Below are 21,618 nucleotides of genomic sequence, written 5' to 3'. Positions count from 1 at the left end.
CTAATCTTCGATTACCTGTTTACCGATTACCGATCACCGATTACCCGATAACCGATCACCGGTCACCCGATTACCGATTACCTTTCTAGTCTAAGCAATATTTTTTGACTAACTTGATAGCTACTTCCCACTAACCCTTTGAGGGATCAGAACCCTTAACAGGTTATCAGCACGCAAACCCTACTGCTATATGGATAAAGTCAAAATACTTGTTGTTGAGGACGAACCCCTCGTTGCCAAAGACCTTGCACAAAGGCTTACGGGCATGGGTTACGAAGTTGCCAGCATCGCTGTTACTGCCAAGGAGGCGTTAAGTACACTCTCTGTGCTGAGGATCGACCTTTGCCTGATGGATATCAGGCTCGAAGGCCCCGTAGATGGTATAGACCTCGCCATGATGATCAAGGATTCATACACGATCCCGGTCATTTTCCTGACCTCTCACAGCGGACGCCACACTTTTGAACGCGCCAAGGAAGCAAGGCCCGCAGCCTATCTTACCAAACCCTGCAGCGATCCCGATCTACAGATTGCCATAGACCTGGCGATCTCGAACTTCGCCAGTGGTAAAACCGCTACCACAGCCCCTGCGTTGCCCGAAGTGAAGGAGAACGATATCTTCAGTCTTAAGGAAAGTATTTTTCTGCGGAAGAAAGACCGCTTCGAACGCGTTGATTTCAAGGACATCCTCTGGGCAGAAGCCGAAAGCAACTACAGCACCATTGTGACCACCCACGGAAGTTTTGTGCTGGCGCTCACACTGCAAACCATGGAACAATACCTCAACGCTCCCTACTTCGTGCGCATCCACCGCTCCTACCTCATCAACATCTACCACGTAGAATCCATCGAAGGAAACATGCTCTACATTCGTAATGCATCGTTTCAGGTGAGCAAGAGTAAAAGGACGGAGGTTTTCAGTCGATTTAAGATGGTTTAAAGGATGCCAGAATTCAGGGATCAGTTTTAACTAGGAGCCAGGAGTCAGGAGCCAGGAGTCACGAGACCTTCGAACGAAGCTCCTGTATGAAACAAGGTTTAGCAATGCATTGGGTGTAAGTTGAAGTAGGCAGTAGGCAAAAGCAGTAAGCAATCGTCAACCCTACTCCTCCTCTTCTGACTTCTGGCTTCCTTGCCGTTGTTGGTGTTCTTCACCAACAACACTTGATCATAGCAGGGTTCCTGAAGATCAACGCCCGTACTTTGCCTACTGCCATTGCCTACTGCCTACCGCCTGCTACTTAATTTTTTTCTTCTGCTTAATAATCATCCTCGAAACAAAATCAGCTGAAGTATTCGCCGACTGGATCTCGCCGTAGGTCACTTTCGTAGCTTCGGCTTTCCTGATCTTCTCGCTGCTGGCACCTTTGTCTTTGAAATATTCGGATGCCGCGAGCGTCTGCCGCTGATCGCGTGTTTCGGTGCGCTGCAGGTAAAAATGTGAGATCATGTGATATACAGTACCCTTACCGTGATCGAACGATACCACTACCGCCTCTTCGCCATACTTTTGTTTCAGCTCCGCAGACCTGATCAGTACTTTCACCCGCTCTTTGTCAAGCACTTTGATGGGGTATGACGATGATTCCAGCCACCACACCGGCGCTGCCTTCTCGTCAAGGAATCCTGATAACAGGGAATCTTTCCTGTCCGTTACCTCTATGCGTACTACATCGTCACCTGTTGGCACCCTGTTGTAGGCAATGGTATTGGGGAACGCTGCTTCGATCACGTGGGTGAGCGCCCAGTCTGTAGTGATGAGCATACCTCCGGCGGCAACAAAGGCTGCCAGCTTGCGGGCCGCGCCATTCGGAAAGGAGGCCGAGCAGTTTACAAAAACAGTTTGATGCGGCTCCAGCTTCGCTTTAAGAAGGTCATGCTGGCCAATGCGGGCGAAAGGTATTTTCAGGCTTTCCAGCACATTGTGAATATGATCGTAGCTGCCATCCACGACGATCACATCGCTCGTCTTGAGTCCATCCAGTATGCGGATGTTCGCCGTATCCTCACGGGCAAGCTTTTCCCTCACCATTTCATTGGCAAGTCTGTACGCTTCGTCCATCTGGGCCTGGCAAGGCAGTGCAAACCATACCGATAACACGATGCAAAGTATTGTAACTGATCTCATAAGTATGTTTTTTCCGAAACCTAGTGAAGGCGGGGAAGGAAAGCTGCCGGAATGTAGTGAAGGTGGGGTTTGACTGGGTGAAGGTGCCAGCGCGTTTAGGAAAAAGGAAGTGAGTTTTAACAAGAAGCCAGAAGTCAGGAGCCAGGAGTCAGGAGCGCTTCGAACAGAGGTTGGTGTTTGAAACGATGTCTGTGTCTTGAATCGGAGATACGGTGAAGCAGGCAGTAGGCAATCGTGAACCCTACTCCTCCTCTTCTGGCTCCTGACTTCTAGTCTTTACCCCTATTATATTTTAAAATCACTCGCATAAGTCACCGGCTTCGCTCGTTGTGAATCAAATGGCAGAATAGTCACATCAACACTCACACCCGTTCCAAAGATCGTACTGAGTTTCTCATGCACCAGCGGTTTTATCGAGGCGTCGGAGCTCCAGCCTTTGAACGTCACAGACTTATCGGTATGCTGATGCACCGAGAATCCTGCGAGGGGAAGCTCCGTCATGGTGCGGGAGATATCGACGTAATTAACAAAAGTATGGTCGGCGCGATAGTACGCTACCGGGGCGCGGGCTTCCAGGTCGATAAGGTAAGGGATACTGTTGTCAATGCTGATGGAACAAAAATCACCGGTGCGGTAACGGATCAGGGGAAGGAATGGATTGTTCCCACCTGTGATCACCAGCTCCCCACGCTCACCGGGTTTCAGCGGGATATCATGAACAGGATCGAATATTTCAAGGAAGAGCTCCGGACGGATGGCCCTGTGCCGGTGCGTGCCCTCGGCTACCGCGATCATGCGGCACTCCGTAAGCGAATAGATGTCCAGCACGGGGCAACGAAAAAAAGATTCGAGCTTGTTGCGCACACCTTCCGTCAGCTTCATGGCGGAAGACACCAGCGCTTTGGGCGATAGCCGTGGTGCAAGCGCCAGCAGTGAAAGAAATGCGAATGGATCGCCCGTCAGGATCTCCGGGTTGAGCTTCTCCAGGTATTGTTTGCGATGATCAGGGTCTTTCCACTCGAGTGGGTTCAGGTTCACTTTGATCACACCCGCTCCTCCGAGATACGCGCTCAGCGATGCATAGGTAAGTGTGCTCTGCTGATCGCAGATCAACGCAATGGCTGTATGCCCTGTGCCTCGCGAAAGGCGAATACCATAGCGGTTAAGCACAGACTCCAGCTGCGGGATCCAACAGGCCTGAGAAACCGGATCGAAGATCACATCCATCGGTGCGCCGGTAGTGCCCGAGGTCTGATATACCAGCAGGTCGTCCAGGTTGCTGTCAGACGACACAAACTGCCACGGCGTTGTCTGGAGATCGCTCCGGCTGATGGTCGGCTGTGCCGAAAGCGTTGTGGCTCTTCCTTTGTAAAACGGAACAGTGCGTGCACACCAGTCGAGGTAACTTTCCATCCATGTGGGTTGAGTGTCATCGTTCCAGAAAGGTTGTTTGCCGATCGTCGCGGCGTAACGTGTCACTTGCTGCAGGTGGTGCGATTGCAGGCGATCGCCGCTCCTGAAATTGAAGCTGGGCGCGCAGGCATCCTGCTGCAGGCTTCTGAGGTGTGAGAGATCCTGGATCAGCGGAAAACGCTCCGCATCCGACAAAGCCATGACCGGTTTTTTATTCGCGTCCATAAACATTGGCAGCCTCACGGGCCTTTTTCTCTGCCATGGCCTGGCGGATGGCTTTCATACGCGCCAGCGACTCATTGGTTTGCTCCAGCACCTGTTGCCGTTTAACGGAGCTCAGGCCATCAAGCCTGTCCTGCGCCTCATGCTCTGTTTCGCCATCGATCAGCATATTGCAGCACCGCAGCGCCTCACGTACAAACTCTTCGGCACGGTCTTCGTCTTCAAGCCATGCCAGTGATTTCACATAGGGTGTAAGCTCGGGCAGGCGCTCGAAAAGAAAAGCGCGGATGCCTTTGATCAGCGAAGCGTTGCCTTCGAAAAGCTGATGATGAAAGAACCATACACCGATGTGGATGGCGCGGTATTCTTCATCGCCCAGCTGCCACACCAGCTTGCCCACGTCGGGCAGGCCTTCACGGCTTACGTTGAAATTCCCCACCACCTTCCTGAAAAGATCGTACACCAGCGCCTCGGTAACAGGTTTCGTTCCAGGCTGGTGATTGAATTCCAGGAAATCCTGCGGACAACTTCGCAGGTGTTTGATCAACGCATAGATCTCCTTCTGATCCTTCATCATCACTTCTTCTTATGATAGTTCTTTTTGGAAAACTCCGCGGCAAAGTCCAGCATGGAGCTTTCATCGGTCACATAATGTACATGCCAGCCCATTCGTTGCAGCCGTACCCCCCCCTCGTTGTGCCACCCGGGTCGCGAATGCAGCACAATGGTGCCCGTACCGCCAGCGTTGGCAAGCGACGTTTCAATGATCTTCCAGTGATCCGCCTCTTTGGCATCGAGCATGCTGAAAATATCGTCGTCGCTCACAATGACCACATGAGATTTCTTTTTCAACTGTTTGTGAAAAGGCGTGCTGAGCCGTGACACCCCAAAGGCATAGCCGGTTCCCAGGTAGGAAGTGAGCACGGTGAGCAGATCCTTCTCGCCGGAGATAAAACCTTTCGTCTCCATGAAGCTCCCGGGCTCGCCGGAGAGACATCCCATCACTTTTGCGCCGGCACGCAGCGCAGAGAGCCCGATCACGGTGGCGGCAAGCACAGGCCATGAGAAGCTCACCCGTGGGTTAGACATGGACCCGGAGCAGTCGATGCCGATGTAAACGTCGAGTGGTCGCAAGCTGGTCTCACTGTCCTGGTCTTCGCCATAGGTCCGCCTGCGGGTGGTATAACCGGGGAAGATCTGCGGTGAGGTGATGGCGGATTCCAGCCAGTCGATCTCTTCCATGGGATCGCCCGGCTCCCACACATCCGTTCCTTCGGGTGTGAGCTCGCCTGAGGTCTTTGACACCTCCACGGGAAAAGCAATGAGGTGTGGCAGCGCGATCTCCTTATAATACTGGTTGATGAGCAATTGTTCGTCGGCATGAGGGTTCACCTGCCGGCACAGGTCGATGTACATACCCGGGTTGAGGTATCTTTGCTTCGGTCCCGTTCCTCCTTTCTCTGATCTTTCAAACGTTGTCCCCGCTTCCCGCGTTGCTGCATCCCCCGTGGCCTCCTGCCTGGGATCGACAGCACCTTCTTCCGCTTGCGGGTCGAGCTCCGCCAGACCGGAAAGCATACCTCCGCCCTCACCTGCTTTTTCCGTATCCAGGTAGATGGCAAGACTCTGTTTACCTTTCTGCAGTTCTTTTTCTTCAATCAGGTATGGATACAGGAGCGCTGCAAAACGCCCGCCGCCTTCCATCCAGTTTTTGCTATAACTTCTCACCAGTGAGGCCATCAGTGATGCGTCGGCATCAATGCTTTCGTTGTGAAATGCAGGCGCCGTGGCAAGCGTTCCCCTTTTCAGCTTCCAGAGGTACTCATAGGTGCGCATTACCAGTGACCACAGCTTTGAGAACGTAACGTCTTTATTGAGCTTCTGGTACACGATCACCATATCGAGCTCTTTCGAACGCTGAAGAAAATCGTTGATGATGAAGTCGGTATAGATATTGGCAACAAAACCGGCCTGGTCTTCCACACCGGCCAGCGCCCACCGGATGCGGCCCTGCAACACGGCGTTGTCGCGCAGGTTGGCGGGCGTGTAGATGTGGTGACCGATCTCATGGGCCAGCACCTGCACGGCGTGATCGTCCACATCGTACTTCATTACTTTTTCAAGGTCTATCACAATGCGGTGGTCGGTAAGCCGGATCATGGCAAAACTTCCCGTCAATCCTTCCTTTACGGCTTCATTCGTTGTAAGACACCAGTGCGGCTCACGCAACCGGATGAAGGCGTTCCACATCTCACGCGCCCGGGGCCATGCAGCGCGCCAGCGTTCGCACAATGCTTCTACCGTATGGTCACGCGTGCCATCCATAGATATAAAGATAGAATGAGCTTTCGCGGGTCATCACCAGCGTATTCATCACCATTACCGCAGACGTCACGTCATCGAACGGAACAAGCCTCCCCCCATGGCGCGACTGAAATTCCAGGAAGGGCTGCCGTGAGGCCTGCCGCGTGATCTCCGAAGCCACAAACGGCGTATCGGTGATCAAGATCGATCCGAAGGAATCGGCAAACAATGCGCAGGTGTTTTGGTCATCGGTGGCAACGATCTGCTTCCCGACCAGCGCAACTTTCGGAGGAAGGCGGAAAGGACCTTCCAGCCCCTTGAATCCTCCGGCAACGCCGGCAAATGTGGGCTCATCGCCCAGGTACCAGTGACGCCCGATGACATCATACAACGATGTGCCTGAAGCGCGCTCCATCAACGTCTTGAGCTCCGGCGCCGTGGCTACGATATCATCCATCGCCCGCTGCCGGAACTGGGCCATGCCGCAGAGCCACGCGTAGATCCGGCCACAGCGAAGAAGATCATCGACTGTTTTACACTGGGCAATGGTCTGTTCCATCAGGCTGATCCACCGCAGCACATTGCCGGGCTGATAAATGCGCAGGGTCACCAGGGCGTTGTTCACGGCATTAACGATCTTGGCGGGTGACTCCTGCATTAACGCCGCATTCTTTGCCAGCATCGACCATGCCTGCTGATATTCACGTTCATAAGTGATGGCAAGCTGGTTTCCCAGCAGCGGCAGCAACGACCTGTAAAAACAACTGAAGACCTTTCCTGCCTGCAACTCATCCGTGGCAGAAGCAATCACCACGGGTTCGATCACCCGCACGATCCAGGAAGTGAGCAGTTGCCGGCTGAGCGAGCCGTATCGCAGCTCATGCGCATGGTAGAGCTGATTGTAATGCTCGCCCGACTTGCCGAGGTGGTCGATCAGTGGCCTGAACGTTATTTTTTCCATTGCAGCCAACGCTTGTAATTGCTGTATCGCTGATAAAAATACTTAAGCTTCAAAATGTCGTCAGCGCGATAGCCGTAGAGCTTCTTGTCCAGCGACCAGCGGTGCAGTTGTTTTTCGATCTCCAGCAACCGTTTGTCGATCTCACGCAACGGCACGTTCTCAAGTCCTTTTTTGAACTGCTCTTCGAACCGTTCCACGGGATCATCACTGTCGAGGTTCTGGCCGATGTATTCCTCGCAGGAGAGATCGAATAATTTCCTGATCCAGATGATGCGGTCCACACGGTATTTCTCGTTGCCGGGTTGATCGAAGAAAGGCGACTCCAGGTGTGGTGTGAACGTATCATGCAGCACGAAGGGCATGATCTGGCGGATGTCTTCCAATGCCACCACCTTGTTGCCACGGAAATAAGCAAGCGCCTTGGCGAAGATGAGCAACGTCTGGATCTTGCGTACTGAGATTCCATTGACGGTTTGAGAGCCGAGATCTTTAACCTGGTCTTTTCCGTTGTCGAGCATGAACAGGGTATGGAAATCCATACCTGAAAGCTTGGCGGTATCTTTCGTCATGTATTCGATGCGGTCTGACGCCGGCTCGAAGAACTCGAAGTTCCGGCAGAAGAACTCGATGCGTTTGCGCAGCGGTGCAGGGATCTCCACGGCACGGATCTGTTTATTGATGGCATCCAATTCCTGTTCGCTGAAGATGATCTCTTCCGGGATCATCGCCTCCGGTTTGAAGTTGAGCTCGATGCGCTTCTGCAGGTCTTCAATAAAACGGGTGTTGAAGTGAAAGGCGCGGATCACGATGTCAATCCTGTCTTTGAGGGCTTCGATCACCTGGTAGGTTCCACCACCCGCATCATCGTTGGCCGTGAGGTACCACGCTGACGGCGGGCACTCGTAGATCTGGTCGAAGATCTCCGCGTAGTTGTCAGCCAGCACCGTCAGCAGCGCCGATTGCGTGCGGGTAGGGATACGGTTATACTCGTCGATGATCTTCACGCGCATGCCGAGCCACTTTCGCCAGGCGATGCGGATGTCGGAGGTCTTTTCGGCTTTCACCATGTCGGCGGGCAGCGGATGGCCCAGCAGATCGCTGATGGTCATCTGGGGCTGGCCATGCTGGATGGCACGCAACACATCGGTCTTGGAATAGCCCGCGAGCAATCCCAACAGGACCGAGGTAGCCGTCTTACCCCTGCCCGGCCCGCCCACGATCAGGCACTTGCCCTGCACCACCAGGTTCAGCAGCGGGATGAGCACAAAGCTGGAGTAGCTCTGATCGTTCGGCAGCGACAATTTTACTTTGCTATCGCCGAAGGCAAATTCCTTCGCATTGCCGTCGTCGTATTCAATGTCATAGTATGGGCTGATGATGGCTGTGTTGGTGATCCAGAAGTAGGCCTGCCGCAGCTTTTCGTCCAGTGCCGTGGCTTGTTGTGACTCGCCCACAGTTTCCTGTGACTGCCCTGTGCGATCTTCATCGGCATACAGGTCGCGGATCTCGAACTTTCCCACCGGTGGCTCGGCATGCGGGTTGGTAGGCGCTTGTGCTATTTTTTGAAAGAATCCTTTCGCTTGGTTGAACAGGTCACTCATCGGTTGAATATCGTTTGAAGTTTGTCAGTGCTTCCTCCACGGCGCGCACGCGTTCGTCCACGGTGCCGCTCAATAATTTAAAGGGAATATTCCGCTTTTCAAGATCCGCCCTGATCTGCTGCTGAAACTCTTTCCTGTTCGCATCACCGGATCTGTCCCAGGTATCGTCGTAGGGAATGTCGGTGTCACAGAGGAACACGAGCTGATACCTGCTTTCTGCCACCCTGGCAAGGTCGGCCAGTGCCGGCAGCGCATGACCATGATAGTAATGCGAGAACATAAAAGTTGTAATGGCATTGGTATCGGTAAAGAGATAACGACTCGCCTCGATCAGCTTCCGGTCTTCCCTTTCAATGTGGCCACGGGCAAGGTCTACAAGCTGTTCGGCAGTAAGCCTGCGATCCACGTTGTGCTGCTCCCAATACTCACGGCCATACTCGGGCATCCACGTGGTATTGAAATGACGGGCACAGGCTTCAGTGATCGTGGATTTTCCGGTGGACGGTGCCCCGAGAAATACGATGTTTGTGATCAGGTCCTTATAGACCTCGGGATTCAGAAAGGCTGTGTGTTTCTCCGGCGCATTCCGGATGGCCGTTCCAGACACGGGAAACGTTACCCGGTGCTGATCAACCACGCGGTTCACAGCGCCCAGCGCCTGGCTCATGTGCTCGCCGTAAGGTTCGCTGCTGTAGAAATGGGTGATCTTCCTGCCGCGCAGCAATCCGAGCATGTACTGTTCCTGGGCCTTTTTGATCTCGTCTGTGTATCCAACTTCAGCGGGGCCATTCCTTGCCAGGATCACTTCAACGGAAGGGTATAATTTGCTGATCCACTGTGCGCGAACCGACAACGGCACCGGCGTTACTTCTTTTGCGTCATAGATGACCACCACCACTTCGTTCATTTCCTGAAGAGCGGTTTCAATGAGATGCTGATGACCGCGGTGAAGCGGTGCGAATTTCCCGAGGGTGAGACCGGTCGTTTTCATGTGGTGATAACGCTGTCAGCAAGTTGTTTTCGTGTACGCAGGTCTTTCCGCCAGGCAGCATATCCGATCACTGCCAGGATCAGGAAAACAAAATAAAGCGCCGTGGTCATATAGAGCGCTTTATAACCGTAAACACCTATCGCTACAATGTCGGCCATGATCCAGAAGTACCACGATTCCAGTTTCTTACGCGCCATCAGCCATTGTGCCACGAGGCTTGCCATCACCACGAAAGAATCAAAGTACGGAACAGACGCATCCGTGAACGTTGTAAGCGCATAACCCCACAGACCGGTGCCCGCCACCACCACTATCATCCACAGCGGCAGGTGCCTGACAGCCGTAACGGCCAGCTGGGAACGATCGGGTTTACTCCAGTTGATCCAGCCATACATGCTGAGGATCACATAGATAATGTGCAGCACCACATCGGCGTACAGCTTGGCGTCGTAAAAGATAAAGATGAATAAGAGCACCTGCACAAGTCCTGCAGGCCAGCAGAATACATGTTGTCTGATCGTGAGCCACACACAGAGCAGTCCGAAGAAGGTGGCTATCGCTTCCATCCAGGTCATGCACAATAATAAACAATAAGGGGGATCATTCCCGGGCCCTTACATATTTTTCAATATTCACTCTTTCAATGCCCAGGTTCTCGAGCTTTTCGGTGCCGGACTGAATGAGTGTGTCGTTTTTCAGGCTAACGGTAAAAGCGAATTCATGACCTTCCCAACCGCGGTCGTTGCAGTATTCCAGAAATTCGGTGTAGCGGTCGCCCTCCAGGGTGTAGCGCCCTCCTCCTGCCGAAAATAATTTCACGCTGTCTTTTCCCTGCTTGAGGTCGTGGTTTAAAAATGAAAAATGCGTGGCGTTGATGATCTTGATCATGCGCCGGTCCTGTGTGTAGTCGGTCACAGTAGTATCTCCTTTTTCGATCAGGGTGCCTGACAACAGCTGCCAGGTTCCTTCGATGGGCATGCGCTGAACATCTTCTGATTGACGGCCGGTACAGGATAGCAACAAGGTAACTACGGCAGCACGGGCTACCATTTTCATAAGCGGGTTGCGTTGATTCATTGGAGATCTTTTAGGAAATCGTCCGACGGAATTGTTGCCGTTGCGGGAATGGTGTCATAATAAAGCTTCAGTCCTTTGTCAGGTGTCATGTGCCCGAACTGGTATACGATCTTTGTTCCGCCATCGATCATTATAGGCGATCCTGCCATAAGCGGTTCCCGGTGAGAATCATCGCCCGCGATCCTGTCCAGCACTTCGCGGTTGGTGCACAAAGCAAAGATCAGCATACAAGCCAGCAATGAAATGAGCTTTTTCATGGAGTAGTGATGTATCCTAAAGATAGTAAAAATTTGAATAACGAATGTGAAATACAGGTTACGCAAAGACCGCAAAAGAATATCGGAAAGAGCACGAAGTGGGATCCTTCGCTCCCACAAGGCCAACGCACTGACACCGCTCCAGACGGCTTTCAAAAGAAGAGCCGTTCGCTAAAGATTCATTGCGGGCTTTGCACTTCTTTGCGCCTTCGCGTGAACTGCATTTCTGCGTGTCCGATCTCGGATCAGGAGGGCAGTTTCGGGATCTTATTCAGATCATCCATCCTTTCCAGGCACCACAAATGACCGAAAGGATCGGCGATGGTTCCTTGCCGGAATCCGTATTCATAGTCACGCATCGGGCTTACTTCCTTGGCTCCGGCGGCAATGGCCTGGGCTGCCAGCCTATCGGGATCAGGCACCAGCAGGTTGATGATCACTGTGGTTCCTTTCAACGTCGGCGGACTCAGTGCTCCGTCACGCGAAACCTCCTCATGCATGCGAAAGCTCGCCGGTGGAATATCCATCTCGGCAACATGCACGCTGCCGTCAGCATTGGAGACACGCCACCGCTCTGTGGCACCAAAAGCTTTCTTGTAAAAAGTGATGGCCGCTGCCAGGTCTTTCAGGTACAACATCGGCACAAACGCCGCTGCCGGATTTTCCTGCGAGTGCATTTTCATAGGGCGATGGTTTTGCTTCCTGCAATTTAAAATACAAAACGCAAAGAACGCAAAAGGTATTTTCTCCGCGGCCCTCTGCGCCCTCTCAGCGTCCTCCGCGGTTAAACCTCGATACACACCCCTACTCCGACCGAAGCACCTTCGCGGGATTCGTACCCGCACCTTTCAACACCTGCACACTCACCGTAAGCAACGTGATCAGCGCCAGCGCCGTCACGGGCAGCGCAAAGAGGTCCCACTCCATGCCTATGCGGAAGGCGAAACCACGCAGCCAGGTATCCATGCCGTACCATGCCAGTGGTATACCGAGTGCCGAAGCGATGAGCACCAGCCTGAGAAACTGCCCGGTGAGCAGGTAGACGATGCTACTGACGGAGGCACCGAGCACTTTGCGCACGCCGATCTCTTTCAGCTTCTGCGAAGTGGTGAACGACGCGAGCCCCCACAGCCCCAGGCACGAGATGGTCACGGCCAGGATGGCAAACAACCCGAAGATGTTGCCGAAGCGCACATCGCTCTTATACTGGGCATTGAAAGTGTCGTCGAGGAAATGATACTCGAACGGATCGGCGGGCAGAAGCTCTTTGTACAGTTTGCCGATATCGTTCAACGCAGGACTGATAGCTCCCTGTTTGAGGTGAAGGGATAACGTTGCAGGCACGATGTCATCCGCCAGGAAAATAAAAGGTGTGACTTCTGCCTTCAGTGAATTCCAGTTGTAGTTTTTGAGCACGCCGATGATGGCTACCGTATCTTTATCAAGAACGAGCTGTTCGTTGAGCGCCTGCTCCGCAGTGCCGAGACCATAGGTCGCCAGCGATGCTTCGTTGATGATGGCAGACTTCATTGTTGACCGCACCTGCGGATCGAAGTTGGTGCCGGCAACAAACGGGATCTTGTAGGTGGGAATAAAGTCCGGATCGATCCAGACCACACTTCCCAGCTTGAACTCTGTCAGCGGCGCGCCACTCCTCCGTACATCAGCGCCCCAGTTGTGCTCACGCCCGGGTGTAGAGCCCGATGTGGCCACCGCTTCCACCCCCGCGATCTTGAGGGCCTCTTCCTTGAAGGCTGTGAGTCTTTGCTTCGCCTCGTTCCAATTCATGGTGCCCGGTCCGGAGACCACCAGCATCTGGTCCATCTGCAATCCTTTCTCCTGCTTTTGCATGAAGCTGATCTGGCGGTATACCACGAAGGTGCCTGCAATGAGCACCAGGGAGGCGGCGAACTGGAACACCACCAGTGCCTTGCGCAACGAGAAGCCCTGCCCATCGCTCTGCCGTGCTTTCAGGGCCCGGGTAATGCGGAATGATGACAGTACAAAGGCCGGATAAATTCCCGATGCCAGTGTTCCTGTAGCAAAGAGCACCGCGAGCGTGAGCCAGAGGCGCAGGTCGCTGAAATTGAATGCCAGCGCCTTGCCGATGATGTTGCCCAGCACCGGAAGCAATGCCGCCGCGATACCCACGGCCAGGACGATGGCAATGAAATTGAGCAGCATGGACTCCAGCAGAAATTGCATGATGAGCTCACCCCGCACAGCGCCGATGGTCTTCTTGATGCCCACTTCGCGCGCCCGCTCAACGGCCCTTGCGGTGGAGAGGTTGATGTAGTTGATCCAGGCGATGATGAGGATGAAGGCGGCGATGAGGCCGAAGAAATACAGGGTGCTGCGGCTCACGGTCTCTACGTCGAGGCGCATGCCCGGATGCAGGTGTATATCGCGTACGGGCTGAAGGTGCAGCTCCATGTGGCCATTCAGGTGTGCCCACTTAGGGTCCAGCCTGCGCTTGCTGAGGTCCGGAAGCTTCTGCTCGGCAGCCAGGAAGCTCGCGCCGTCGTGCAACTGAACGTAGGTGATGAAGTTGTTCCAGCCCCAGCCATCATCTTCGCGGTACTGCCTGCTTTGAAAGGCGTTGTGGATGGGCAGAATGATCTCGAAAGCAAAGTGTGAGTTCGCGGGCACGTCTTCGATCACGGCAGAGACAGTATAGGTGCCATTCATACGGCCACCGGTAAGCGTCACGATCCTGCCCAGCGGGTCAGCGGTGCCAAAGTATTTTTGAGCTGCCGTACGGGTAAGCACGATGTTATTCGGGTCGTTAAGGGCTGCGGTCAGGTTTCCTGCCAGTGCTTTGAAAGTGAAAGCGTGAAAGAAGGTTGAATCCACCACCAGGATATTATCCTCATGAAAGGCCTTCGCATCTCCTGCTTCGGGCTGGTAGGTAAGCACGCCGCTCTCCCCTGTTGTGCGAATATAACGTTTCACTTCCGGCAGGTCCGTGAGCAGTGCAGGCCCCAGGCCGTAAGTAGTTACCACGATCGGAGGTTTTCTTTCACCATTGAAGATCGACGTGCGGTTAACACGATACAACGTAGCGGCGTTGCTATGGAAATCGTCATAGCTGGTCTCGAAGTCGATGTAATTGAGGATCACCAGGCAGGTGCTGATGCCGATGGCCAGGCCAAAGATGTTAATAAATGAAAATGCCGCTTTCTTACGAAGGTTGCGGATAGCGATGAGGATAAAGTTTTTCAACATGAGTCTGATCGTTACGGGGCAGATCAGAAGGGTAACTCAGGGGGATGAAGATTGTTACAACATAGCGCGGAAGTTTCTTCCGTGCGCCTTTAAAATCTTGTTCGATAGCAAAGCCTCGCCTGGGAACTTAGTTCCCACACACCCCCAACTAACTTACTGTAATCTCCACCGGATCACAGTATGCCACCAGTACTTTGTCATTCGCAGCGAGCTTTGCTTCGCAGGCCCGCAAGGCATCGAGCTGGTCGTGGGTCAGCTCGGCGCTGCGGATCGTTCTGCAGAGGTGCGCGCCATGGGCTGTATAGTGTTTTTTGTAGATGACCACCGGATTTTTCAGCAAAGCCGAGAGCTCTGATAACGTGGATCGTTCTTGTTCTGTTGGAATGTACAGGCTGTTCAGGTCCAAGGTATCCAGGAGATCGGGAGGGATCTGTTCCAGAAAAGGATAAGCGTCAATGATTTTGTTGTGCATTCGACATTAAGTTCCGGAAAACGAATCTCTTCAAAAAAAAGGATTTCCTTACGCATTTCTTACCAGGCAACCTGCTAAATAAACGAATCTGTAAAAAAGTTTAATTTTTTTTCTGCACGCCCACAGCCTCTGTACAAGCCTTCCTGTTTTTCCAACCGGCGCTCTTACAACGGATGCCGCTTTTTTTGATAGCCTTCTTCGTCTGTAAAAGCACTGTTTACGGATCGCCATGGCGTTTTCAAAACGGTGCCGTGTTCGGGCACAAACCCTGGAAATGATCCTGGCACGAATATATTACGTTAATTCACATAAACATCGCCACCATGGGCGATATGGTTAAGGATGTGAACGCAAGAAGATAAAGTTATGAATGCCGGATCTTTTAATGAGCTTTCGATGTACAACAAGATACTGCTGGTGGATGACCTCGCTGCGCCGGTTTGCTCCATCGAGTATTATGATCACCGCATCTATCTCTATTCACTGAACGCGCTGTTCATAGAATCGTACCACAATATCGACACCGGTGAGATCGAAAAGATCTGCACGGTAGATTACGCCGACCTTGATAAGTATTTGTCACGCATTACGCTCTATCAAGGGCTTCGCAAAAAGCAGACGCACAATTAGTAGAGATACCGTGCATTGATCACATACACCGCGTTATGTGCCAAAAAATGCACCTCCAGATTGGGATTACCTGTGGCACATGAAAATACCAATACACAATAGCCACGGGTTAAAACCCGTGGCTATTGATATTAAGGCCCTTCAGGCCTTTAGTGACAATCAAACAATTTCCTATTCACTGACCTGATGTTATCTTCCTAACAACTTCTCACGTCCAACAAAATTGAACTCAGCTCCCGTACTTCACTCCTCTCCTTCTGACTCCTGGCTCCTGACTTCTGGCTTCTCCTCCTTACTCCTTACTCCTTACTCCTTACTCCTTACTCCTTACTCCTTAATTCTTCTAACTCAAAACCTCCTTCGTCACCGGAATCTTCCTAATCCGCTTCCCCGTCGCCGCGAAGATCGCATTTAACACTGCTGGCACTCCTAACGGACTGGAGATCTCGCCGATGCCCCAGGGCCGTTCATCGCGGCTCTCGATGAAGTGAACTTCGATCGGCGGGCATTCGTCCATGCGCATGAGCTTGTTCTGGTGAAAATTGGTATGGAGGGCGCGGCCGTTTTTGATAGGCAGTCCGCCGTATAGCAGGGCCGTGAGACTCCAGACAAGGCCGCCTACGATCTGGTTGTCGGCGCCGGAGGGGTTGATCACCCTGCCGCAGTCGACGGCAACGGTAAGTTTGTCTATCGTGAGCTTGCCTTCGCGAACCGTTACTGCTGCCACTACTGCGCAATAGCTGTTCCCGTATGGACTTGCCGCTACACCCATGCCTTGCCCGGGCTCAAGGGTTTTTCCCCAGCCCGCCTTCTCCGCCGCCAGCGACAGCACCTTCCGGAGGCGGCTTCCGGAGACGGGGTGCTCGCCACCGACATAAACGTCTTTTTCTTCCTTCAGCAGCGCCATGCGAAAAGTATAGGGATCTACCTTCAGCTCTGCCGCGATCTCATCCACAAAACATTCGCTGAAGAACCTGCCATGCCCCACCACGCCCCGCCATGCCGAAGAGTGAACGAGCTCATCAGGGATCATGTCTTCGAAATCATATCGCACGTTGGGGATGTTGTACGCCATGGCGGGCAGCTCCGGGTTGGCATACTTCGCTCCCCATGTATAGGTCCTGATCTCTTTCTCGCACCAGGCGTACAGGTTATTGTCCTTGTCAAGGGCGGCCTGGTACTCCATGTGCTGGAAGAGGTGTGCAAGGTTGTGCTGGTGATCGTCTTCACGGGTCCAGATCATTTTCACGGGCATGGTACCGGTTTCGCGCGCGATGAAAACTGCTTCAATGGCCATATCGGGATAATACCTGCGACCGAAGCCGCCACCCGAGGGAAAGAGGTGCACTTTTACCTGCTCTTCACGAAAATGAAATACACGCTGGATCTCAGTCACAATGAGGTTTGGTGCCTGTGAGCCCATCCACACCTCACAACCATCTGGCGTGACACGGGCTGTACAATTCAACGGTTCCATGCAGGCATGAAGCTGGTGCGGAAAGACGTATGAGGCCCGCAACGTTTTGCGTACACGGGAAATGTCTGCCACCGCGTTCTCATCACCTACGTAACCGGTAGGCGCCGTGCGTTGCTGTGCGCGGCGGGCAGCGAGCTTTTCAAAGTCTTCGGAGCTGGCATGGGCATTCACACCTTCATCCCATTCGATCTTCAGGGCTTCCCTGCCTTGTTTGGCAGCCCAGAACGAGTCGGCCACCACCACTACCCCTTCGCGGATATCGTGGGGCATAAAAGGAGTTTCTGTCTGAAGGCCAGCGATGGGCTTTGTGGTGAACACTTTTTTCACACCCTTTACCTTCATCGCCTGCGTGGCATCGAAACGTTTCAGCTTTCCTTTGAATACCGGGCACCGTGCGATCACGGCATACAGCATGCCGGGAACCTGCACATCGAGCCCATACTGGAGCGCACCGGTAACCATGGCGGGAATGAGCCTCGCTGCTTTCGGTTTGCCGATGAGGTCAAAGGTCTTCTGGTCTTTCAACGTTACGTCTGTGGGCACAGGCTGCCGGGCTGCAACGTTTGCCAGCTCGCCGAACGAAAGCCGGCGCGACGAAGGCCTATGGATCACGTAATGTTTTTCGGCGTAACAATCGCCCACGGCAACCTTCCACTGTGCTGCCGCAGCGTGAACGAGCATTTGCCGGGCGGTAGCGCCTGCTTTGCGCAAGAGGTCCCACTGGTAAATGATAGTGCAGCTGCCTCCCGTATCGTGCCCGCCGTTCCTGTCGTTCTGGTATTTCTTCATGTCGGCGAGCGGGAAAACGACCTTCACTTTCTCCCAGTCGGCACACAGCTCCTCTGAAATGATCTGTGCCATCGAGGTGGAAATGCCCTGCCCCATTTCATGTTTCACAAACTGGAACAACACTTCGCCCGAAGGTGAGATCTGGAGAAAGTCGCCCAGGGCTGCTGTTTCAGTTTCAGTTTCAGCAACAAGTGCGGGGTGCGCTGTTATGTGGAACGATAGCATAAAACCACCGCCTGTCAGCGCGGATGAACGAATAAAGTCCCTTCTGTTCATACGATGTGATGATTAAGGTTTTACAGTGAGCGATCTGCGGATAGCCTTATGGATGCGCTGATAGGTGCCACAACGGCAGAGGTTACCTGTCATGGCCCGCGTGATCTCCTCGTCGGTAGGCGACGGGTTTTGCTTCAGGAATGCCGCAGCGTTCATGATCTGGCCCGACTGGCAATAACCACATTGGGGCACATCTTCTTCCTGCCACGCCAGCTGCAGCGGATGACGGCCGTCGGGTGAAAGTCCTTCAATCGTTGTGACAGCCTTGCTGCCCACAGCAGACAGCGGAACAGAGCACGAGCGGGTGGCCTTGCCATCGAGGTGCACCGTACACGCACCACATTGTGCTATGCCGCAACCGTACTTGGTACCCGTGAGGCCGATCAAGTCGCGAAGCGCCCAAAGCAACGGCATCTGCGGATCAGCGTCAACCACGTACGCCTTTCCGTTAACATTCAGCTGAACCTGTGCCATCAATCATTTTTAAGTTAATCAACATTAAAAAATGATCACTTGCCAGGATTTTAGACCAACGCACCGGAGCCTTAGACGTACGCAGCTGCCTCACCGCGAACGGCGTTGGTGGGGAAATAAGAAGTCAGAAGCCAGGAGTCAGTAGGAGGAGTATGGGAGGAGAAGTAAGGAGTAAGAATTAAGGAGTAAGTAGGTGTTGAAGCCGCGAGAAAGACTGGGTGACTTTCCCGCAGCTTTGATTAAGGACACAGAACGTAAATGCAACACTGTGCTGCCATGGACCATCGACTATGGACCATGGACTACTTTTACCTTTTCAGTACCAGGTATCCCGTTTTGGCCGGATGGCCAGAGAATACGATCTTATAAAAATAAGTGCCTGAGGGAAGCTCGTTGCCGTTTTTGCCGATGCCGGTGAATACAGTGGTAACGTTGTTGTAGTTGGTGGCCCGGTATACTTCGTCGCCCCAGCGGTTGTAGAGGGTCACGGTGTTGTTGCGGGTTTCGGGCAGCGCGTCGATATTTTTGATCTGCCAGGTAGCATTGTATTGATCTCCGCCGGGCGATATCCCATTGTAAATGATGAGCGCGTTCGCCTGCGTAGCCTCCACCTCGATGGTGAGCTGTTGCTGGATGCAATGATCCTGCAAGTCGCAGATGCCGATGGTAATCGATTCCGTTCCTGAGAAGGTGATGTTTTCGTAGCTGACGGTAAGGGTGGTGCCGGAGATCGTGGCCAGCGCACCACTGCCGGGCTGCTGTACTACCTCCAGCGAGCTGAGATCGAGGTCGTTGTCGGCGTCGCTGATCATGGGCAGCAGGTTCAATGTAATAATTTTTCCTGCCATCGCGCTGAGGAGGGTCGTTGTGATCACAGGGGGCTGACCGTTGTTGCCACAGGCATTTACGGTTACGGTAACAGAATTGCTGGTAACGGTGCCACACGTGTTGGTCAGCGACACTGTATAAGACCCGGCATCCGTTGCCGCCGCAGCCGCAATGCTGTATGAAGCGCTGGTGGCGCCTGAGATATTGGAGCTACCCTTCTTCCACTGGTAGCTGATGGTGCCGGTGCCCGAAGCAGTGACAGACAACGTCACGGGTGACCCCGCGCAGACTGTAGTGGCGGAGCTGAGTGCGCTTACCGATGGCGGCGTACAGGTAGATGTATTGTTGATCATCACGGCCAGGTAATCTTCATAGATATTATACGAAGTTGTGATGATGTCCATCTTTCCGTCTCCGTTCACATCGTGCGTTACGAGGCTGCTTCCGCCCGAGTAATCCTTCGTGTAGATCAGCGTGCCAAAAGTGCCTGAAGCAGAACCTTTGTAAATGCGGTGCAGGCCCGAGCTTGAGCTGATGGAATTCTGACTGCCCACCACCAGATCTTTGATGCCGTCGCCATCCATATCGGCATAACCAAGCCCGCGCAATGACAGCGGTGGACTGAACACAGAAGCCGTAAAGTTGCCGGTGCCATCGTTGATCATGATGTCCTTTCCCGTGGTACCGCCGGAATGGATGATAGCATCAGGCTTTGAATCATTGTTAAGGTCATGCACTTCGATCAGCTCACGGAACGCATTGTACTTCGGCCCTTCCGTAAAAGCTCCTGCCCCATTGCCAAACAGTATGCCGAATTTGTTGTCGTTGGTAAAAGTAGCGGCCACATCCTGGTTGCCGTTGCCGTCGAAGTCGGCTGCCTTCACGTCGTAGATCTTAGCAGACATGTTGATCGTCACCGGCGCGTTGAAGCCGGAGCCGGTGCCTGTGATCAGGGAGATGACATTCGCCGCTGTGCCGCCTGAAACAACGAGGTCGGTATGCGTATCGTTATTGAAATCCGCGGCGGTAATGCGTCCGAAGTTAGCGGTAACACCAAAGCTGGTCAGCAATGTGAACTGTCCCGCGCCATTACCTGTGAAAATGGATATGGCAGCAGAGGTTCCCTCGTTGAGCGTCACCAGATCAGCGTGTGTATCCTTGTTGTAATCCAGGGTTATGATCTGGCGGGGAAACTGGCTCGCGGCATAAGTGGCCGGCTTGCCGAACCTGCCCTGCCCCTGCCCAAGATAGACAGACACGTTGCTGCCACCGGCATAATGACACAGGGCCACATCGATCTTTCCGTCTTCGTTGAAGTCGCCTTTCACCATATCGACGGGATTGGCTGCCGTGGGATATTTGATCACTGAATCGAAATACCCGGTACCATCGCCGATGAGGATATCCGCGCGCCGGAGCGACCCATCCGTTCCAACACCCACAATGTCCATTTTACCATCGTTGTTCACGTCCAGCACCTGAAGGCCCAGCGCATAGATATAAGTTTCGAATTTGGCGAGCATGGTAAACGTGCCCGTGCCATCACCCAGGTAGATGCGCGTGTTCGGATAATGCGCATTGTAATCCGTTTGCACCAGGTCTAGGTTGCCATCGTTGTTCACATCGCCGGTAGTCATTTCTTCCCCGGGAGGGTTGATCAAAGCAACAGGAGTGGTGAATGTTCCCGTGCCGTTGTTCATAATATAGGTGGAGCTTGTATGGATGTCCATAGCCCCGTCGTTGTTGAGGTCAGCAACATCGATATCATCGTCGGAGCCGGCGGAAGTAATGGTCTGGGTCAGGGTGAACGTGGTTCCCGAGCCATTGCCGGACCATACCTGCACATTGCCGTTCACAAAAACAGCAAAGTCGGGGTTGGAGTCTTTGTTGAAATCCGCCACGGTAACATCGCCGATGTTGGTGATCGGTATTACAGTGGGCGCAGCAAATCCTCCCGCACCGTTGCCTGCATAGATCCTCAGGTCTGCAGGTGTTCCGCGGTTAGACACCAGCACGTCGAGGTTGTTGTCTTTATTCATATCCCCTATGGCGATGCCTTCGGGTACATCACCTGCCGCGAAGCTTACCGGTGCCGCCAGGTTACCCGTGCCGTCGCCCGTGAGCAGTGAGAAGTTGACGTTGCTCTGGCTGCAGACAACAACATCGAGGTTGCCGTCTTTATTGAAGTCGCCGAGCGCTATATCGTTCACGTTGGTGCCCGCTGCAAAATTTTTGAAGGCCGCTCCCGTAAAGGTACCCGAGCCGGTGTTGAGCACCACCGTGATCTGCTGCCCTGCATTGCTGTTGAAGTTACACGAGACTACGTCGGGCCGGCCATCGTTGTTGAGGTCTCCTTTCGCCAGCTCGAACGGCGTGTTGGGCATGTTGATGGAAGTAACAGCCCTGAACGAAAGCTGTGCTGAAACCATCAGCGGAAGCAGGAAAAAACCGGCTACTGCCAGTCCACGCAAAAATAGACGGATCATATCATGG

The 21,618-nt window shown here is 53.4% G+C and carries 18 protein-coding genes; 2 read left to right on the top strand and 16 right to left on the bottom strand.

Going from position 1 to position 21,618, the window contains the following annotated elements; translation table 11 throughout:
• Positions 1-190 precede the first annotated feature (190 nt).
• A complete protein-coding gene (locus KK083_RS19305; protein ID WP_254166412.1) occupies positions 191-940 on the top strand; it encodes a LytR/AlgR family response regulator transcription factor in 750 nt (249 codons plus the stop codon).
• A 297-nt stretch (positions 941-1,237) separates the two neighbouring features.
• Here KK083_RS19305 and KK083_RS19300 read toward each other — a convergent pair whose 3' ends face one another.
• From KK083_RS19300 to KK083_RS19240, 13 genes are all read right to left on the bottom strand, one after another.
• On the bottom strand, positions 1,238-2,128 hold the full coding sequence (locus tag KK083_RS19300; protein WP_254166410.1) for a hypothetical protein: 891 nt from the start codon (positions 2,126-2,128) through the stop codon (positions 1,238-1,240).
• Between the two features lie 285 nt (positions 2,129-2,413).
• Positions 2,414-3,742, bottom strand: coding sequence for an AMP-binding protein (locus KK083_RS19295; protein WP_254166408.1), 1,329 nt, complete (start codon positions 3,740-3,742; stop codon positions 2,414-2,416).
• A gap of 10 nt (positions 3,743-3,752) precedes the next feature.
• A complete protein-coding gene (locus tag KK083_RS19290; protein WP_254166406.1) occupies positions 3,753-4,340 on the bottom strand; it encodes a hypothetical protein in 588 nt (195 codons plus the stop codon).
• Positions 4,340-6,088, bottom strand: coding sequence for a DUF58 domain-containing protein (locus KK083_RS19285; protein ID WP_254166404.1), 1,749 nt, complete (start codon positions 6,086-6,088; stop codon positions 4,340-4,342). The genes KK083_RS19290 and KK083_RS19285 overlap by 1 nt, the downstream gene beginning before the upstream one ends.
• Positions 6,072-7,028, bottom strand: a complete 957-nt coding sequence (locus KK083_RS19280) for a hypothetical protein (protein ID WP_254166402.1) — start codon at positions 7,026-7,028, stop codon at positions 6,072-6,074. Before KK083_RS19280 ends, KK083_RS19285 begins: the two co-directional genes overlap by 17 nt.
• A complete protein-coding gene (locus tag KK083_RS19275) occupies positions 7,016-8,629 on the bottom strand; it encodes an AAA family ATPase (protein ID WP_254166400.1) in 1,614 nt (537 codons plus the stop codon). Before KK083_RS19275 ends, KK083_RS19280 begins: the two co-directional genes overlap by 13 nt.
• Positions 8,622-9,620, bottom strand: coding sequence for an AAA family ATPase (locus tag KK083_RS19270; RefSeq protein ID WP_254166391.1), 999 nt, complete (start codon positions 9,618-9,620; stop codon positions 8,622-8,624). The genes KK083_RS19275 and KK083_RS19270 overlap by 8 nt, the downstream gene beginning before the upstream one ends.
• Positions 9,617-10,195: a nicotinamide riboside transporter PnuC gene (gene pnuC / locus KK083_RS19265; RefSeq protein ID WP_254166389.1), complete on the bottom strand. Its 579-nt coding sequence runs from the start codon at positions 10,193-10,195 to the stop codon at positions 9,617-9,619. Before pnuC ends, KK083_RS19270 begins: the two co-directional genes overlap by 4 nt.
• A 25-nt stretch (positions 10,196-10,220) precedes the next feature.
• Entirely contained in the window at positions 10,221-10,697 is a 477-nt protein-coding gene (locus KK083_RS19260; RefSeq protein ID WP_254166387.1) for a hypothetical protein, read from the bottom strand.
• On the bottom strand, positions 10,694-10,954 hold the full coding sequence (locus KK083_RS19255; protein ID WP_254166385.1) for a hypothetical protein: 261 nt from the start codon (positions 10,952-10,954) through the stop codon (positions 10,694-10,696). The genes KK083_RS19260 and KK083_RS19255 overlap by 4 nt, the downstream gene beginning before the upstream one ends.
• Before the next feature lie 245 nt (positions 10,955-11,199).
• Entirely contained in the window at positions 11,200-11,637 is a 438-nt protein-coding gene (locus KK083_RS19250) for a VOC family protein (RefSeq protein WP_254166383.1), read from the bottom strand.
• A 121-nt stretch (positions 11,638-11,758) separates the two neighbouring features.
• Positions 11,759-14,179 (bottom strand): ABC transporter permease, encoded by a 2,421-nt coding sequence (locus KK083_RS19245; protein ID WP_254166373.1) that lies wholly within the window; start codon positions 14,177-14,179, stop codon positions 11,759-11,761.
• A gap of 148 nt (positions 14,180-14,327) precedes the next feature.
• Entirely contained in the window at positions 14,328-14,651 is a 324-nt protein-coding gene (locus KK083_RS19240; RefSeq protein ID WP_254166371.1) for a hypothetical protein, read from the bottom strand.
• A 366-nt stretch (positions 14,652-15,017) separates the two neighbouring features.
• Here KK083_RS19240 and KK083_RS19235 point away from each other — a divergent pair, with 366 nt between their 5' ends.
• Positions 15,018-15,281, top strand: a complete 264-nt coding sequence (locus KK083_RS19235; RefSeq protein ID WP_254166369.1) for a hypothetical protein — start codon at positions 15,018-15,020, stop codon at positions 15,279-15,281.
• A 343-nt stretch (positions 15,282-15,624) separates the two neighbouring features.
• On the opposite strand, the gene KK083_RS19230 is transcribed toward KK083_RS19235, so the two are convergent.
• The 3 genes from KK083_RS19230 to KK083_RS19220 all read right to left on the bottom strand — a co-directional run bounded on the left by KK083_RS19230 (position 15,625) and on the right by KK083_RS19220 (position 21,611).
• Positions 15,625-17,823: a xanthine dehydrogenase family protein molybdopterin-binding subunit gene (locus KK083_RS19230; RefSeq protein ID WP_254166367.1), complete on the bottom strand. Its 2,199-nt coding sequence runs from the start codon at positions 17,821-17,823 to the stop codon at positions 15,625-15,627.
• 12 nt (positions 17,824-17,835) lie between these two features.
• The gene (locus KK083_RS19225) at positions 17,836-18,297 is read right to left on the bottom strand and encodes a (2Fe-2S)-binding protein (RefSeq protein WP_254166358.1); all 462 of its coding nucleotides are present in this window, start codon (positions 18,295-18,297) and stop codon (positions 17,836-17,838) included.
• A 308-nt stretch (positions 18,298-18,605) separates the two neighbouring features.
• A complete protein-coding gene (locus tag KK083_RS19220) occupies positions 18,606-21,611 on the bottom strand; it encodes an FG-GAP-like repeat-containing protein (protein WP_254166357.1) in 3,006 nt (1,001 codons plus the stop codon).
• Between the last annotated feature and the right edge of the window lie 7 nt (positions 21,612-21,618).

It is taken from the genome of Chryseosolibacter histidinae, assembly GCF_018598225.1.
Taxonomy (GTDB): Bacteria; Bacteroidota; Bacteroidia; order Cytophagales; family Cyclobacteriaceae; genus Chryseosolibacter; species Chryseosolibacter histidini.
The sequence above is the reverse complement of the archived record's forward strand: the minus strand, read 5'-3'. Positions and strand labels throughout refer to the sequence as shown.